Source organism: Variovorax sp. VNK109, from assembly GCF_049445855.1.
In the GTDB taxonomy this organism is placed as follows: Bacteria; Pseudomonadota; Gammaproteobacteria; order Burkholderiales; family Burkholderiaceae_C; genus JAGOCV01.
This window is the reverse complement of sequence record NZ_JBMSDV010000001.1, coordinates 733,151-751,116: the sequence shown is the minus strand read 5'-3', so window position 1 is coordinate 751,116 and position 17,966 is coordinate 733,151. Positions and strand designations below refer to the sequence as shown.

The following is a 17,966-nucleotide window of genomic DNA, read 5'->3' as shown; positions in this document are numbered from 1 at the left end:
GTCAGTGCGCTCCTTGCGCAGCGTGTTCTTCGAAGGCCTCGATGCCGGCGCCGATCAGCGCCGGCGCAATGCCCAGGGCCCAGGCCGCAGACACGGCAGCCAGCAGCGACACGGTTAGCGTGCGGCCACGGCCGTGGCCGTTGACGATTTTTCCGAGGTCGGGGAGGAAGGCTTCGCTGCTGCCCGTGGCCAGCACGATCTGCTGCTGGCGCACGAACACCGCACGGCCACCGCGTTCGCGGTGCGCCACGATGGCCGGGGTCTTGGGGTCCTTGCCGTAGAGGATGACGTCGCCATCACACAACTCGGCCAGTTCTTCCACGCGGGGCAGGGCGGAATTGAGCACGGCGCTGCCGCTGCCCAGCACCACGTCCACCTGCGTGCGCAGCACCTTGAACATCTGGTCGTCGCGCTGCCCATCGTCCTGCACGTCGAAGTCGCCGAGCTGGCCGGCACCGTCGAAGTCGGTGACGATGCCGACCTGGCAGCGGTCGTAGGCAAGGCCGTCACGCAACACGCTGGCCGGGCCGTTCTCGATGACGACGGCCTGTACGTTGCGGTTCATCAGCAGGCGGTGGCCGGCATCGAAATTGGCGCTGTCGGCGCGCTCGACCTGGCGGCCGTCCAGGAACAGGCCACCCTGACAGGCCAGGCCGGTGTAGCGGCCGCTCAGGCGCAGCAGCCAGGCGATGGCCTGCGCAATGCTGGACGTGTCGTGCGTGCCGGCCACGCCCACCACGGGAATGCGGCCGCTTTCGTCTTCGGCGAACAGGTGGTCGCAGATCGCGCGGCCCACCGGGCGCGGCGTGCCGACGGCCGGCTTGAGGTGCATCAGCAGCCCGGGGCCGGCATTCACCTCGACGATCGCGCCGCCCTGCTCGTGCAGCGGTCGGCTGATGTCCTGCGCCACCACGTCCACGCCGGCGACGTCGAGCCCGACCACACGTGCGGCCAGGCTGACGATGTGGTCCACCTCGGGGTGGACGTCGTCGGTGCAGTCGATCGACAGGTTGCCGTTGCGCTGCACCACGACCACGCGGGCGGCTGCGGGCACGGACTCGGGCGTCAGGCCCTGGCGCTGCAACTCGAGGCGCGAGGAATCGTCAGTGTCGAAATCGATCAGGCCGAGCGGGAAATCCTCTTCCTCGCCACGGCGCGGGTCGGTGTGCAACTGCGAATCGACCAGCTGGCGCACCGTGGACTTGCCGTCGCCGGTGACCGTGGCGTGGTCACCGCGCGCGGCAGCCACCACGCGGCCGCCCACCACCAGCAGGCGGTGCTCGTGGCCACGGATGTAGCGTTCGACGATGACGTCGCTGCTCTGGCGCTGCGCGGCGGCGAAAGCAACCTCGATGTCTTCGCGCTTGCTGATTTCCAGCGACACGCCGCTGCCGTGATTGCCGTCCAGCGGCTTCACGACGACCGGCAGGCCGACGTCTTCGGCGGCTTCCCAGGCGGCTTGCGCGCTGTCCACCACCACGCCTTCGGGCACGGGCACGCCGCAGGCGGTAAGCAGGGTCTTGGTCAGGTCCTTGTCGCCGGCGATGCTTTCGCCGATGGCGCTGGTGTTGTCGGTTTCGGCTGTCCAGATGCGCCGCTGCGCGGCGCCATAGCCCAACTGGACCAGGTTGCCGTCGTTCAGGCGGATGTGGGGAATCTGGCGGTCTGACGCCGCGTTGACGATGGCGGCAGTGCTGGGGCCGAGGTAACAGTCGTCGACCTTGGCGCGGATGCGGCCGACGGCAGCCTGCAGGTCGAGGGCGGTGTAGGGCGTGCTGTTGATGGTGGCGACCAGCAGGGCGTGGCCTTCTTCCAGGGCGGTGCGGGCGACCTGCTCGTCGCGCGCGCGGAACACCATGCGGTAGACGCCATGGCGCGAGGTGCTGCGGGTCTGGCCGAAGCCGGTGGGCATGCCCGCCAGGTTCAGCAGTTCGATGCAGACGTGCTCGAGCACGTGACCCATCCAGGTGCCTTCCACCAGGCGCTGGAAGAAGCCGCCGCGCTCGCCGACGCCACAGTGGTGCTCCATCAGGGTGGGAAGCAGGCCGGTCAGGCGGTCGTTGAACCCCTCGATGAGGTTGGACGGCCAGTCCTCGAGGACGCCCAGGTCGAGCCAGGTCTCCAGGACCGGGCGGTAGGTCCAGATATTCGGTCCGCGCAGGTAGGTCATCCGCAGCAGCCGGATGGTGCGTTGAGCTTTCATGAGCATGGCAGTATGGCTTCGGCGAGAATCACCGGTTCGCGTCGGTTGCCACACCCGGGTGGCCATGCGGTGAACGAAAACATGGGAAACCTTCTTTCTGCGGCTGGTTCCAGCGCGTCCCCTGGGGCGCAGACCGGCCTGCATTTACAAATGGCAACAGGTGAAAACGTCTTGGTTGCGGTATTGGTTGACTTGGACAACCAGCTCCGGTTTGCCAGCCAGCAGCTCGTCCTGACACCCTCCCGGCTGGTTTTCCGGGGGGCCGTCGAACAGGTGTGGCCGCTCGTCCCCGGCCTGGCAATCCGTAGCTTCGACCACGCCGGGGTCGGCAGCCTGGAATTGCACGATGCCCGGGGCCGTCTGGCTGTCTGGCGTTTCACGCTCGACCAGCAGCCGCAGGCCCTCAAGCTGGCCCGGCTGCTGGAGCAACAGGTCGCCCGGTTGGCCGGCGGCCAGTCGGCGGCCAGCCTGCCCGAACCCGCCGTCGACGAGGGTCAGGAAGACATCGACACCGAAGCGACCGAGCCGCCGCCCTCGACCTGGGTGCTGCTGCGCCTGTGGCGTTTCGCGCGACCCTACAAGAAAGAGCTCGGCGCCGGGCTCGCGCTGACACTGGCGTCCACCGCCGCCAGCATGGTGCCGCCGTACCTGACGATCCCGCTGATGGACGACGTGCTCATCCCCTACCAGAACGGGCAGGCGATCAGCGCATCGCTGGTGGGCTGGCTGCTGGGCGGACTGCTGGCGTCGTCGGTGGCAGCCTGGGCTCTCGGCTGGGCCAAGACCTGGCTGCTCGCCGTCGTGTCCGAGCGCATCGGCGCCGATTTGCGCACTGCAACATTCGATCACCTGCTCGGCCTGTCGCTCGACTACTTTGGTGGTAAACGAACCGGCGACCTGATGTCGCGCATCGGTTCCGAGACCGACCGGATCTGCGTCTTCCTGTCATTGCATGCGCTCGATTTCGCGACCGATGTGCTGATGATCCTCATGACGGCGGCCATCCTGTTCTCCATCAACCCGTGGCTTGCGCTCGTGACCTTGCTGCCGCTGCCTTTCATCGCCTGGATGATCCATCTCGTGCGTGACCGCCTGCGCACCGGTTTCGAGAAGGTCGACCGCGTCTGGGGTGAGGTCACCAACGTGCTGGCCGACACCATTCCGGGCATCCGCGTGGTGAAGGCGTTCGCCCAGGAAAGGCGGGAGGCGCAGCGTTTCAGGGAAGCGAACGAGCACAACCTCGCCGTGAACGACCGCATCAACAAGGTGTGGTCGCTGTTTTCTCCGACCGTGACGCTGCTGACCGAGATCGGCCTGCTCGTGGTGTGGGCCTTCGGCATCTGGCTGGTGTCGCGCAACCAGATCACCGTGGGCGTGCTGACTGCATTCATTGCCTATATCGGCCGCTTCTACACGCGGCTCGACGCGATGAGCCGCATCGTTTCCGTCACGCAGAAGGCGGCGGCGGGCGCCAAGCGCATCTTCGACATCCTCGACCACGTGTCGGACGTGCCGGAGCCTGCGCAACCGGTCGCCATCGACGCGCCGCAAGGGCGCATCGAGATGCGCAACATCGGCTTCCGCTACGGCAACCGCTCGGTCATCCGCGGGCTCGACCTGGAAATCCGCCCCGGAGAAATGATCGGCCTGGTCGGCCACAGCGGCTCGGGCAAGAGCACGCTGGTCAACCTGATCTGCCGCTTCTATGACGTGACGGACGGAGCGATCGTCGTGGATGGCTCCGACATCCGGCGCTTCCGCGTGGCGGACTACCGGCGGCACATCGGGCTGGTGTTGCAGGAGCCCTTCCTCTTCTTCGGCACGATTGCCGAGAACATCGCCTACGGCAAGCCGGACGCCACACGCGAGGAAATCATCGCTGCGGCGCGTGCGGCGCATGCACACGAATTCATCCTGAGGTTGCCGCACGGCTACGACTCGCTGGTGGGCGAACGCGGACAGGGCTTGTCGGGCGGCGAGCGCCAGCGCATCAGCATTGCGCGTGCGCTGCTCATCGACCCACGCATCCTCATCCTCGATGAGGCGACGTCCAGCGTGGACACCGAGACCGAAAAGGAAATCCAGAAGGCGCTGGACAACCTCGTGCAGGGCCGTACGACCATTGCCATCGCGCACAGGCTGTCGACGCTGCGTAGAGCCGATCGCCTCGTCGTCATGGACCGTGGTGAAGTCGTCGAAGTCGGTCCGCACGACGAGCTGATGGCCAAGCAGGGCGCGTACTGGCGCCTGTATGAAGCGCAGGCGCGGCAGGTGGACACCGACGAGGAAGACAGCACATCGCAGACGTCCGGCACCGTCGCCATCGCAACGTCCCAGGCCGTCCACACCGCACACCGCACGGGCACCCCATGAATATCGTCCGCAATCCATCCGGCCGGCTGGAACTGACGCTGGGCGACGGCACGCGCCATGTGGGCGTCACGCCGGTCCGCGCGTTCCCCATCGCAGCACCGGACAACGGCATCTCCATCGTGAACGTCGAAGGCCGCGAGGTCGGATGGATCGACCAGCTCGATGCGCTGGTGGAACCCGCACGTTCGCTCGTGGCGGAAGAACTCGCGTTGCGCGAGTTCGTGCCCGAAATCCGCCGCCTCCAAAGCGTCTCCACCTTCGCCACGCCCAGCGTCTGGCAGGTGGAGACCGACCGCGGCGACACGCAATTCACGCTCGAAGGCGAGGAGGACATCCGCCGCCTCACGCGACGCACACTGCTCATCGCATCGGCCAGCGGCGTGCATTTCCGCATCAGTGACCTGACAGCCCTGGATCGTGCTTCGCGGAAGTTGATCGAACGGTTTTTGTAGCGCTCAAGTCTTCGGTTGGTATGGCACAACGCTTTGTCAACCATCCTTAACAAGATCGTCAAGTCTTGTTAATTCGGCGCTGTCGCAGCGCGGAAGTATCGATCTCCTTCTAACTTAGTTCCTCTTCATCGGGAGAGGAACTTTGAACCCCACATATCTGGCGCGCGCATGCCGTGTCGCCATCACAACCGCGCTGGCCGGAACCTTCGCGGCGCAATCGCTTGCGCAAACCGATCCTGCAGCCGAACTGCGTCGTGCGCAGGAACGTGAGCGGGCACGGCGCGAATTGATCGAGCAGCGCCCTGATGTACGGCCTGCAATGCCAGACATGGAGCGTCGAACATGGCCTGCCGGTGAAACGCCGTGCTTCGAGATCAACAGTATCTCGCTGACAGGGGATCGGGCCGACGAATTCCGATGGGCGTTGAAGGAGGTCATCGAGGGTGACGACGCCGCCATCGGGCGTTGCCTTGGTGCCCAAGGCGTCGACGTGGTCGCAACGCGTGTGCAGCAAGCGATCCTCCGTCGCGGCTGGATGACCACGCGAGTCCTGCTCGCACCGCAGGATCTGCGCGGAGGGCACTTGTCGTTGACGCTGCTGCCCGGCCGCATTCATTCAGTGCGGCTCAAAGATGAAGCGAGCCGACGCGCCGGGTTGCGAAGCGCCTTGCCCCTCGAGCCGGGCGACCTGCTCAACCTGCGGGACATCGAACAGGGCCTCGACAACCTCAAGCGGGCGCCGACTGCCGAGGCGGACATCCAGGTCGAGCCCTCGCCACACGGCCAGCCCGGCGACAGCGACCTTGTCGTCTCGTACTCACAACCCTTTCCGTTCCGGGTGACCCTCACCGCCGACGACAGCGGCACGAAATCCACCGGCAAATACCAGGGCGGCATCACCCTCAGCTATGACAATTGGTGGACGCTCAACGACCTTTTCTACATCACATGGAACCACGATCTGGGCGGTGGTGACGGAGGCGAGCGCGGGACGCGTGGACGGACAGTCCATTACTCCGCACCTTGGGGTGCATGGCTGGCCAGCGCGACTGCCAGCACCTATCGCTATCACCAGAGCGTGGCCGGCCCGTTTGAGGACTACACCTACAGCGGTCGCAGCGACAGTGCCGAGCTCAGGCTGTCTCGTGTCATTTGGCGCGACGCCTTTCGCAAGACGACGGTCAGCCTGAAGGGCTGGCAGCGGCGTGTCAGCAATTTCATCGACGACACCGAGATCGAGGTGCAGCGCCGATCGGTTGGCGGCTGGGAAGCAGGTGTCGCTCACCGCGAATACGTGGACGACGCCGTGCTGGACTTTTCGTTGGCGCACAGGCGGGGCACTGGCGCTTTCCATTCGACGCCCGCACCGGAGGAGCTGTTCGGCGAGGGCACGTCGCGCCTGGCGCTGACCACAGCCGATGCAACGGCCAGTGTGCCGTTCCCGATTTTCGGATTGCGCATGCGCTATGTCGGCAACTGGCGCGCGCAATGGAATCGCACGCCGTTGTCACCGCAAGACCGTTTCGCGATCGCAGGCCGCTACACGGTGCGTGGCTTCGACGGTGAAAGCACCTTGTCCGCCGAGCGTGGCTGGTTGTTGCGGAATGACCTGGCCGTCGTTCTGGGCGGGCAGCACGAGTTCTACCTCGGCGTCGACTACGGCCGCGTCCGAGGGCCATCCGCGCAATGGCTGGCGGGGCAGTCCCTCGCTGGCGCGGTCATCGGTCTTCGCGGTAGCGCCGCGGGCTTCGGATACGACTTCTTCATCGGTGGACCCATTAGCAGGCCGGAGTACTTCCGCGCCGCTCACGTCGTGGGCGGCTTCCAAATCACTTATGGCTTCTAGAGAGGTGTCGCCACGCAGATCGGCTCGTGCCCGGATTGTTTTCCAATTTTTTCCCTTTTCTTCAACATGAACTTCAAATATTCGACCCTTGCCCTGATCACTGTCCTGTCCTTGGGCGCCACTTCTGCATTCGCGCAGACGAAGCCGGCCACCGATATCGGCTGGTATGCCGGTGGCAGCATCGGCAAGGCTGGCAACAAGCTTCGCACCGACAACATTGATGTCGAAATGACCGGCACTGAAGACACCAGTGGCACGGGCTTCAAGATTTACGGCGGCTACAAGTTCAACGAGAACTTCGCAGCTGAACTCCAGTATCACGACCTGAAGAAGTACAGCTACACCGAAAGCGAAACCCGCTACGGAACGTTGCGCGTCAAGGGTATCGCCATCAGTGCGCTGGGCATCCTGCCGCTCACTCCCGAGTTCGCGGTGTTCGGCAAGGTCGGCATCGCCAGCCAGAACCTCAGTGGCTTCGCAACTGACGGCTGGAGCAGCGGTTCGCTCAAAACCAACAAGGCTGCTCCCCTGCTGGGGATCGGTGGCGAGTACGCCATCAACCGGAATCTGGCCGTCCGTGCCGAGTACGAGTACATGGGCGTACCGACCTTCCTCAAGGACGGGGACCAGAAAGTGAAATTCCGCTCGGACATGTTCTCCATTGGCCTGAACTACCGGTTCTGATGAATCGCTGCGGGGCGGCCATGTCGCCCCGCAAGAAGTCCTACGCAGCAAGTCTCAAATCAAATCAGGGAGTTTTGAATGAATCGGAACATTCACCGTGTGATCTTCAGCGCCGCGCGAGGCGAGCGGATGGTGGTGTCGGAAGTAGCGAAGACGGCCGGCGGTGCAGGAAGCGGCGAGACGGTCGAGCCAACTTCCGGAGGCATTCGCAGTGCATTGCTGGCGGGTTGCATCGCATTGAGTGGCATAGCGGGTGCTGTCTTGCTTGCGTTCAATCCGTTGTTCATCGCTTCGGCCCAGGCGCAGATCATTGCGGACCCCAGTGCTCCGGGCAACCAGCGCCCGATTGTTCTTGCCGCCTCCAATGGTGTTCCCGTCGTCAACATACAAACGCCGTCTGCGGCAGGTGTCTCCCGCAACACGTATCGGCAATTCGACGTGAACCGCCAGGGCGTGATCCTGAACAACAGCAGGACCAATACGTCAACCAAACTAGGCGGGTGGATCGCTGCAAATCCCTCGTTGGCGACAGGCTCCGCCCGGGTGATCCTGAACGAAATCAACTCGAGCAACCCAAGCCAGCTCAAGGGCTGGGTGGAAGTCGGTGGGGCAAGAGCCGAAGTGATCGTGGCCAATCCGGCGGGCATCCAGGTGGACGGGGCGGGGTTCATCAATGCTTCTGGCGTGACGCTCGCGACGGGTACGCCCGTGATGAACGCCGGGAACCTCGAATCGTTCCGGGTCACAGGCGGGCGGGTGAACGTGGAAGGTCTGGGTCTGGACACGCGGGATGCGGACTACACGGCGATCCTTGCGAGGGCGATGCAGGTGAACGCGTCAATCTGGGCGAAGGAACTCAAAGTCGTCACAGGCGCCAATGAAGTCAAGGCAGGCGCTGCCTCTACCTCTGGTGCCCCACAAGCAACGCCCATCGCCGCCACAGGAGAGAAGCCGGCGTTCGCGCTGGACGTGGCCGCGCTGGGCGGCATGTACGCGGGCAAGATCTTCCTGATCGGCACGGAAGCGGGGCTGGGGGTGAACAACGCGGGGCAGATCGGGAGCATGGGCGATCTGGTGCTGCTGAACGACGGGCAGCTCGTCAACCGCAACACCATCCAGGCGCAGGGCCATGTTTCTGTGCAGGCCACAGGCATCGACAACGCTGGCGGGGTCATGGCCTCGCTGGAGCAGGGGTTGAGCATCGACAGCCGTGGCGCTGCGCTGAACAACGCGTCGGGCCAGCTGTGGAGTGAGAGGGCGCTCACGATCGATGCGGGAGGTGTGGACAACCGGCTGGGTGTCATCCAGGCGCGTGGTGATATTGATGCAAGCGCATCCGCCATCGACAACACATCGGGCGCGATCGAGACGCAGGCTTCGATGCGCCTGCAGGTGGCTGGCGGGATTGGCAACACGGCGGGCAGCATCGCGGCAGAAAAAATCGCTCAAATCCAGGCGGCTGGTCTGGTGGCGGCGGCAGATCCCGCGGGCGAGGGCCGGATTGCTGCGGGGGAGCAGCTCGAGCTGGGGATCGCAAGCGGGCTGGTCAACCGGCAGGAGATCCGCTCTGGCGGGGATTTGAACCTGCGGATCGATGGCGGATTGACCAACCAGGGGGCGGTGCTCGCTGGTGGAAATCTGGTCATTGCGGCGAAGGCGCTGGACAACACCCTCACCGGAGAGATCGTCGGCGGCAACGCAAGCCTGCAGATGGCCGGCGACGCCATCAATCGCGGTTTGATCGACGGTGGCACGGTGCATGTGGATGCAGCCACGCTCATCAACTCCGGCACGGGGCGCATCTACGGCGACCACCTCATGATCGAGGCGCAGCAGGTGAGCAACGTTGCCGAGACCGTGGCTGGCGTGAGCAGCACGGCGACGATGGCCGCACGCGACAGGCTCGATATCGGTGCGCAGGACCTGCTGAACGCGGGCGGTTCGCTGCTCTTCAGCGCGGGAGACATCGCCATCGGTGGCACTCTGAACGATCAGGGATATGCCACGGGGGCCGCCACGACTGTCACCAACCGCGCCTCCACCATCGAGGCGCTGGGGAGCGTGAGCATCGCAGCCTTGCAGCTGAACAACCTCAACGAGGGCTTCAGCACGCGCGTGGACACGAGCAACGAGTCTGTGGCCGAGCACTACATCCGGCTGGGCGGCACGTTGTACTTGCCTGGGGAGCTGGGCAACTGCTTCAAGTGCGCGAGTGACCGCTACGACGCGGGGATCGATCACTGGCGTCTGGAGTACGTGGCGCCCAGCAGCCGGTATCCGTTCGAGGCGGGGTACTCGCGCGTGCCCTACCAACTCACGCAGATTGCGGGGTATCAGGAGGTGGAGCTCGAAGCGGGAACGATGCTGTATCCGGTCTACAAGCCCTACGAATACGCCGCCACGGATCCGGTGTGGACCTTGTTCGGTGTGCCGGCCGGCCAACACGAGCAACTGGTTGCGCGCCTGAAGGACTACAACGCCGACCTGATGAACCGGGCCTACCGGGACTTCGATCACGTCTGGATCAGCAGCCGGCAGACGGTGCAGACCGGTGTGGACAACCCCGGCGTGGCAGGGCGCATCCTGAGCGGTGGCCATATGCGGCTTGCGGGCGGCTTGGTCCTCAACGACAACAGCCAGATCATTGCCGGGGGCACCCTGGACATCTCCGGCAGCACCCTCACGAACACCGAGACGCCGGGTGAGCGCACAGTCACCGACTTCGGCACGTTGCGCCGCGACACGGTCTCCTATGACCCGTACGGGCCACGTGAAGGGTACTACGGCTGGGGTTCGTATGTCGGAGTGCGTGAACACGTCACCACGCGACTGGACACGTCACAGGTGCTGACGCAGACGAACGCCACGGGCACCACGAGTGTCCAAGTCCGCACAAGCGTCCCAACGCCCGGCACCGCGATTCCCGGGGCCCCGCAGGGGCTACCCAGCCTGTACCGTCAGGCGGGCGATTCGTCGTCCGGCTACCTGATCGAGACCGATCCGCGATTCGCCGACTACCGCCAGTGGCTCGCAAGCGACTACCTGCTCGCTGCGCTGAGCTACGACCCTGTCACCTTGCACAAGCGCCTGGGTGACGGGTTCTACGAGCAACGATTGATCCGCGAGCAGGTTGGCCAGCTCACGGGCCAGCGGTTCCTGGACGGTTACGCCAGCGATGAAGCGCAGTACCGCGCCCTGATGGAGGCGGGCGTGACCTACGCGAAGGCGTGGAACCTCATCCCCGGCGTGGCGCTGACGGCCCAGCAGATGGCGCAGCTCACCAGCGACATCGTGTGGCTGGTGGCCGAAGATGTGACACTGCCCGATGGCACCAGGACCACGGCGCTGGTGCCGCGCGTGTACGTGCGTGCCAAAGAGGGCGATCTGACGGCAAGCGGTGCGTTGCTCGCCGGCCGCAACGTGAACATCGAGCTGTCGGGCGACCTGACGAACCAGGGCACGGTGGCGGGTCGCCGGGTGGTCAACCTCAGCGCGAACAACGTCAACAACCTGGGCGGGCATATCCAGGGGGAAGCGGTCGTCATCACCGCCGCGCAGGATGTGAACAACATCGGCGGCGCTGTGCAGGCTGGGAGCTATCTGGACGTGTACGCCGGACGCAACCTCAACGTGCAGAGCACCACCAGCACTGCAGCAGCAAGCGCCGGGCGTTCGTCCAGCAGCCTCACGCAGGTGGACCGGGTGGCGGGCCTGTACGTGAGCGACCCGGCAGGGGTGCTCATTGCCAGCGCCGGGCAGGACGTGAACGTCATTGGCGGGGTGCTCGCGAGCAATGGTGACATGGCCGTGATGGCAGGCCGTGACATCAACCTGGGCACCGTGACCACGGCGACGAGCCAGGACCTGACGGCCGACGATCGGAACTACATCCGCGAAAGCAGCACGCGCGAAGTGGGCAGCCAGATCGTGGCGGGGGGCAGCGTCTACCTGGACGCCGGGCGGGACGTCAATGCACGGGCCGCTCAGGTCGATGCCAAAGAAGACCTCGTGGTCAGCGCTGAGCGGGATATCCGCATCACCGAAGGTCGTGCCACCAGCCGCAGTGACGATGCGCGGTACGCCAATGAATCCAGCGGTCTCTCGTCCTGGACAACGGAAATGCGCAATCAGGGGACCGGCGATACGTCGGTGGCCAGCGAGTTCGGTGGCAGCACGGTCACCATGGTGTCGGGCGGCGATACCACCATCCGTGGTTCCAACGTGGTGAGCGACCAAGGCACCACCGTCGTGGCTGGCGAGAACCTCAGCATCGAAGCGGCCACTGACAGCACCACCAGCAGCAGCTTCAGCCGCACCAGCCAGAGTGGCGTGTTCGCCAGTGGCAACAGCATCACCCTGGGCAGCCGCATGCAGAGCACGGACCAGCAAGGCAGCGGCACGTATGCAGCAGCTTCGACCGTCGGTGCGATCACCGGAAACGTCAACCTGATCGCCGGGCAGAACTACACGCAGACGGGCAGTGATGTGCTCTCGCCAGGAGGCGACATCAACATTGCAGCGCGCAACGTCGCCATCACCGAGGCAAGGGAGACGAGCACCACGACCACCGTGCAGAAGTTCAAGCAGAGTGGCGTGAGCGTCTCTGTGGGAAGCCCCATCCTCAGTGCGGCGCAAACCGTGGATTCGATGGCGCAGGCAGCCGGCAACACGGGAAGCAGCCGGATGCAGGCGCTGGCCGGCGGTGCGGCGGCGCTGAACCTGTACAACAACGCCAGCGAGATCACCGGGGCGGCCAATGCGCTGGCCAGCGGGGACTTCGATGATGCAGGTTCCGTGACCTTCAGTGTGGGTTCAAGCCGCAGCCAGAGCACGACCACCCAGACCAGCAACACCGCCAGAGGCAGCAACGTGGCGGCGGGTGGCAACGTCAGCATCACTGCCAGAGGCGCGGGCGCAGGCAGCGACATCCTCGTGCAGGGCAGCGACATCACGGCAGGCCACAACGCCATGCTCAGTGCGGAAGGTGACGTGGACCTGCAGGCCGCTCAGAACAACGCCAACCTCTCGGGCAGCAGCAGTTCCAGCTCGGCCAGTGTGGGCGTGAGCTTCGGCGCCCAGAACGGCGTCACGGTGGCTGCAAGCCGTGGCCGAGGCAATGAGGCAGGCAACGACACCTGGTACGACAACACCCACGTCAGTGCCGGCAATACGGTCGTCATCGAAAGCGGTGCGGATACCACCTTGAGCGGCGCGCTCGTCAGCGCAAACCAGGTGCAGGCGAACGTGGGCGGCAACCTCAGCATCCAAAGCCTGCAGGACACCAGCACCTACCAAAGCAGGAGCAGCAACAGCGGAGGCAGCATCACCTTCAGCCCCGCAGGTGTGCCCACGGGGGCCAGCCTCAGCGCAGGCCGCAGCAACATCGACAGCGCCTACGCCAGCGTCAACGAGCGCAGCGGCATCGAGGCGGGGGATGGGGGGTTCCAGATCAGCGTGGCAAACAACACCGCCCTGACTGGCGGCGTGATTGCCAGCACGCAGCAGGCGGTGGACCAAGGCAACAACAGCTTCACGACGGGTGGATCGCTCACAACGAATGACATCCAGAACACGGCCAGCTACGAAGGCAACGCAGCAAGCGTGAGCGGAGGTGTCGGACAGCAGGCCAACGGAAGCTACGGACTGAACGGGTTTGGAGCGGGTGTCGGAGAAGACAGTGGCAATGCCAGCAGCGTGACGACGGCGGGTATCTCGGGTGTTGCAGGAGACACGAGCGTTCGGACGGGAGACGCAAAGAGCGGCATCGATCCGATCTTCGACAAAGACAAGGTTCAGAAGGAGATCGACGCCCAGGTCACGATCACAGCGGAGTTCGGGAGGCAGGCGAGCAGTGCATGGGGAACATACGCGAACAGAAGGTTCGCCGAAGCAACAACCGAAGAAGAAAGGAAGTGCTGGGCTCCTGATGGTGCGTGTCGTGCAGGTGGGCACGCCGTTGTTGGCGGTCTCTCTGGCGGATTGGGTGGCGCGGCTGCGGCGGGACTGAGCAGCACGGCAGCACCTCATGTCCAGGCGTTCCTGATCGATCAAGGCATCCCCGCCCCAGCCGCGCAAGCGCTCACTCAATTGAGTGCCGTGGGTCTTGGGGCATCAGTAGGCGGCACAGCAGGCGCGGCGGCTGGATTCAATGAAGCATCGAACAATGCCGTCATGGCGATCCCGCTGCTGGTCGAGGCGGTGGTGGCCGGTGGGGTTGCGGCTGCGCGGATGTGCCTGATGTCACCCGCGTGTCTCAATACATTGAAACTGGGCGGCGCGGCGATGGTGGCCAAGGTGGCCAGCGTGCTCACGCCCGAGGACTTGGCACAGATTCCGGGGTTCGGTGCAGGCACGCAGCCTGTTGCCAACGGGCCTCTGGGAACGCCCGATCCCGGTCCGGGAGGTATAACCCTCACACCTTCACCAGCAACTCCGCCGGGAAGCGATTCCCCGAATCACACCGGAGGTAACCAGATCGGCGAGGCACCCGAAGGAAACAATACGACGATAAGTCCGACGCCTGTCCAGCAAGGGCCGGGCATCATGATGGCGGTGCCGCCGGGCGACAGGTCGGCGATCGAAGACGCACTGACTGGGGCTATGGGGGGAATGCCGACTGTGACCAGACCAGGGACCACACAAATATCTGAGTATCCACAGGGAACGCAGGCAGATGCCGAGCAAGTATTCCACTCGCTGCCGCTATCTGGAGTGCACTCTATCGATTCTGACTATGGCAATTGGGGCCAATCAGGTACGTTGCCAGACGGAACTACTGTGACGGTACGGCCGAGCCAAGACGGTCGACCCACCATTGAGGTAATCGATAGGAATCGTTTAAGGGGTGAGCGAAAGGTGCGTGAAATTCGTTTTGGGACAAAGCCATGATTTGCTTGGAATTTCCTCCTCGCTCTGCGGAGGCTGTTGCGGGGCGCATTCCTTCATGTATTGAACGGCTGAATCTCGGCGAGCAAGTCCCAGCACAGTTGCTAGCTCTATTCGAGTCAGACTTCACATTCAAGGCTGAAGAAATTTCTAAGCTGGGATGGACGGGCATTGACGCAGAAACTGATGGACAGATGGAAGATGATGACGAACTTCTGCTGGCATCTATGTTGTCTGAGCGAGGGATTCGTCAGGTTCTGGCGAGTTCACGACGGGACCTTAGAAAGTCAGCAAGCAACTCGTTCTTAGGGGCTCGTCTAGTTGACCCCACCAAAGAAGACTTGGCATGTCTTCGCTTAGGATTTTGGACACGCTCGGGTTGGAGTGACATTCTTAAGCCGCTAGATTTGCTCTGGCTTGGCTGGGAAGTTTTGTTCTGTTTCACCTGGCCGTTGCAGTTTGGGCTTATTCAACTAGGGGAAGGTGAGGGCCACACCACGTTGGTAGGTCCGCCTGATTTCATCAACGAGTTCAGGCGACGTAGCAATCCCGACCATTGGTATCAATGGAAACCGTGGGGATTACCCCTGCCACCGGACTACCCACCGAAGGCGACGTGAACCTGCAGGCCGCTCAGAACAACGCCAACCTCTCGGGCAGCAGCAGTTCCAGCTCGGCCAGTGTGGGCGTGAGCTTCGGCGCCCAGAACGGCGTGACGGTGGCTGCCAGCCGGGGCCGAGGCGGTGAAGCGGGCAATGACACCTGGTATGACAACACCCACGTCAGTGCCGGCAACACCATCGTCATCCAGAGTGGTGCTGACACTACGCTCAGCGGCGCTGTCGTCAGCGCCAACCAGGCGCAGGCGAACGTGGGCGGCAACCTCAGCATCGAAAGCCTGCAGGACACCAGCACCTACCAAAGCAGGAGCAGCAACAGCGGAGGCAGCATCACCTTCAGCCCCGCAGGTGTGCCCACGGGCGCCAGCCTCAGTGCTGGTCACAGCCGCATCGACAGCGACTACGCCAGCGTCAACGAGCGAAGCGGCATCGAGGCGGGGGACGGCGGCTTCCAGGTGAGTGTGGCTGGCAACACGACGCTCAACGGCGGCGTGATTGCCAGCACGCAGCAGGCGGTGGACCAAAGCAGCAACAGCTTCACGACCGGCGGCACGCTCACGGCGACGGACATCCAGAACACGGCCAGCTACGAAGGCAACGCGGTTGGCATCAGTGGCGGGGTCGGGCAGCTGTCCAACGGGAACTACGGAGTCAGCGGCCTGGGCGCGGGTGTCGGAGAAGACAGCGGCAATGCCAGCAGCGTGACGACGGCGGGTATCTCGGGTGTTGCAGGAGACACGAGCGTTCGGACGGGAGACGCCCGGAGCGGCATCGATCCGATCTTCGAGAAGGACAAGGTTCAGAAGGAGATCGACGCCCAGGTCGCCATCACCATGGAGTTCGGCAAGCAGGCCACCAGGGCCATTGGGGACTATGCGACCAGGAAGTTCAACGAACTCAAGGATGTCGATCCCGAGGAAGCAGCCAAATGGGCTGAAGGTGGTATCTACCGCGTCGGTTTGCACGCGCTTGTGGGTGGTCTGGCTGGTGGAATCGAAGGTGCTACGGGTGCATTTGCAAGTCAGTTGACCATTGATGCAGTTGCAACCCAGATCGCAACACTGGATATCCCGGACGAGTTGCGCGCAACGCTGATTGCAGGCGCGGGGGCACTGGTTGGTGCAGCCGTTGGCAATGGAGCAGGGGCGGCCAGTGCCTTCAATGCCACGGTCAACAACTACCTGAAGCACAGCACCAACTGGCGTTCCAGCTGGCCCACACCCTGATCGGGGGACTGACGGCCGGCGCTGGAGGCGCTGCCGGAGCTGCGGCCGCCCCGCTATCGGCTGACGCCATCAGCCGCCAGTTGCACCCCACAGAAGCCCAGTGGATCAAGGACAACGCCAAGCGATACGCCCAGCAACAGGGCATCAGCGAGGACGAAGCGGTCGCCCGGCTCGCCCAGCAAGCCTACCGGCAAGTGCAATTCGGTGCCGAGGGTATGTGGGATGCATCGGCCAGCGCCTTCCTGTCTCAGGCCCACGGCATGCTGCCCGCAGAAGGCGCGAGCGGTCCGGGCTACATGTTCTTCGCCACCCCGGCGCAGAAGGCCAACACCCTGATGTACGCAACTTCACTGCCACAGACGGCGGACATATACATCCAGGCGGGCCTCAAGGCATTGCCCGATGCGCATGCCATTGCTGCGGCACATGCCAAGGACACGCAAAGCCGCGAGATTCTGACCACGCTCACGCTGGGTGCAGGTGCGGCCTCGGGCGTCATCGCGCTGGCCAGCGTCAGTCCGGCACTGCTGACCTGGGCGCTTACCAACCCCGACAAGGCTGTACAGGTCGGCCTGATCTCGGCAGAGACCGGCGCGGGTATTGCCACCGGCGCCATCACGCCCACCAGCGTGGCAGAAGGACTGGGCCAGGGCGCAGGCCGGATGCTCACCGCCGCAGAGAAGGCGGCTGTGCAGGAACTGACGGCCACGCTCAAAGCCGTGAACCAGCAGAAGCTGCTGTTGCAGCAGGAACAGCGTGTCGGAGAATTGACGCAGTTGTTCAACAGGCAGAGCAGTGCGAACAGCGTGACGATCGGTGGCAAGAGCTACGCGGCGACAGCGGAAGGCAATCTGAACGGGACCACCAAGGTGTTCGATACGACGGCACTATCGCCTGCTGAACTGGAGCGGCAGGTGTTCGCGTATGCGGGGGAGTTGGCCGGTGGGGCAGCAATCTCACCGGTCATGCGAAACGGAATTCCACTGGAAGGGCGCTGGTCGGCGACGCTCGCCGACGGCACGACGATCAACGTGCGCAGTGTCTCCAGCAGCAATGTGGGGAGGTGGACGGTGGATGTCAAAAACAATCCGGCTCTCAATGTCCTTCGGCCCAATGCAAAAGAGCCCGCTTTCGAGATGAAATTCAAATGAGCTTCACATTCAATTCGGCTATCAGCGACGCCTTGTTCAAAGAGTATGCGGACGACTCGACTTCAGGCTCTCTCGCCTTACTTTGGTCCAACGTTCCCTATCACTGGTCGACGTTCGAGGAACATCGTGACGTGTTCCTCTGGGCGTTTGAGCGCCTGCTCCGGGAAGGCCGGATCAAGCTGCACAAGAACGGTGTGTTCCTTGAGGGCAGCATCGAGGAACAGGTGGAGGCTTTTCGTCGGGCTTGGCCAGCTAGTGAGGCGGCGTCTGGCTACGAGGATTTCTACTGGTGGTTCTTTGACGAGAATTGTCCCGCAGGGGTAGCTTGGCGCCATGTAGACGGCAACTACGTCATTGCCGATTGAGCGAGCAATCTGGAGCTACCGAGAGCGACCCGAACGGCACGACGATCAACGTGCGCAGTGTCTCCAGCAGCAATGTGGGGAGGTGGACGGTGGATGTCAAAAACAATCCGGCTCTCAATGTCCTTCGGCCCAATGCAAAAGAGCCCGCTTTCGAGATGAAA

10 protein-coding genes are annotated in these 17,966 nt (G+C 63.9%); 9 read left to right on the top strand and 1 reads right to left on the bottom strand.

Translation table 11 applies throughout. From position 1 onward, the window contains the following. Window position 1: 1 nt before the first annotated feature. Window positions 2-2,203: a cyanophycin synthetase gene (gene cphA / locus ACO2Q9_RS03660; RefSeq protein ID WP_423308412.1), complete on the bottom strand. Its 2,202-nt coding sequence runs from the start codon at window positions 2,201-2,203 to the stop codon at window positions 2-4. Between the two features lie 81 nt (window positions 2,204-2,284). On the opposite strand from cphA, the gene ACO2Q9_RS03655 reads away from it, so the two are divergent. The 9 genes from ACO2Q9_RS03655 (at window position 2,285) to ACO2Q9_RS03615 (ending at window position 17,805) form a co-directional block, all read left to right on the top strand. Further along, window positions 2,285-4,576, top strand: a complete 2,292-nt coding sequence (locus tag ACO2Q9_RS03655) for an ABC transporter ATP-binding protein (RefSeq protein ID WP_423309908.1) — start codon at window positions 2,285-2,287, stop codon at window positions 4,574-4,576. Continuing rightward, window positions 4,573-5,028, top strand: coding sequence for a DUF1854 domain-containing protein (locus ACO2Q9_RS03650; RefSeq protein WP_423308410.1), 456 nt, complete (start codon window positions 4,573-4,575; stop codon window positions 5,026-5,028). Before ACO2Q9_RS03655 ends, ACO2Q9_RS03650 begins: the two co-directional genes overlap by 4 nt. Before the next feature lie 328 nt (window positions 5,029-5,356). Beyond that, the gene (locus ACO2Q9_RS03645) at window positions 5,357-6,874 is read left to right on the top strand and encodes a ShlB/FhaC/HecB family hemolysin secretion/activation protein (RefSeq protein WP_423308408.1); all 1,518 of its coding nucleotides are present in this window, start codon (window positions 5,357-5,359) and stop codon (window positions 6,872-6,874) included. 66 nt (window positions 6,875-6,940) lie between these two features. Next, complete coding sequence (locus ACO2Q9_RS03640; RefSeq protein ID WP_423308406.1) at window positions 6,941-7,558, top strand: outer membrane beta-barrel protein; 618 nt, start codon at window positions 6,941-6,943, stop codon at window positions 7,556-7,558. 78 nt (window positions 7,559-7,636) lie between these two features. Then, the gene (locus ACO2Q9_RS03635; RefSeq protein ID WP_423308404.1) at window positions 7,637-14,446 is read left to right on the top strand and encodes a hemagglutinin repeat-containing protein; all 6,810 of its coding nucleotides are present in this window, start codon (window positions 7,637-7,639) and stop codon (window positions 14,444-14,446) included. A gap of 5 nt (window positions 14,447-14,451) precedes the next feature. After that, window positions 14,452-15,063: a hypothetical protein gene (locus tag ACO2Q9_RS03630; protein WP_423308402.1), complete on the top strand. Its 612-nt coding sequence runs from the start codon at window positions 14,452-14,454 to the stop codon at window positions 15,061-15,063. Continuing rightward, the gene (locus ACO2Q9_RS03625; protein WP_423308400.1) at window positions 15,018-16,289 is read left to right on the top strand and encodes a hemagglutinin repeat-containing protein; all 1,272 of its coding nucleotides are present in this window, start codon (window positions 15,018-15,020) and stop codon (window positions 16,287-16,289) included. The genes ACO2Q9_RS03630 and ACO2Q9_RS03625 overlap by 46 nt, the downstream gene beginning before the upstream one ends. 80 nt (window positions 16,290-16,369) lie before the next feature. Then, complete coding sequence (locus tag ACO2Q9_RS03620; protein WP_423308398.1) at window positions 16,370-17,440, top strand: hypothetical protein; 1,071 nt, start codon at window positions 16,370-16,372, stop codon at window positions 17,438-17,440. Next, complete coding sequence (locus ACO2Q9_RS03615; protein WP_423308396.1) at window positions 17,437-17,805, top strand: DUF596 domain-containing protein; 369 nt, start codon at window positions 17,437-17,439, stop codon at window positions 17,803-17,805. Before ACO2Q9_RS03620 ends, ACO2Q9_RS03615 begins: the two co-directional genes overlap by 4 nt. Window positions 17,806-17,966 lie beyond the last annotated feature (161 nt).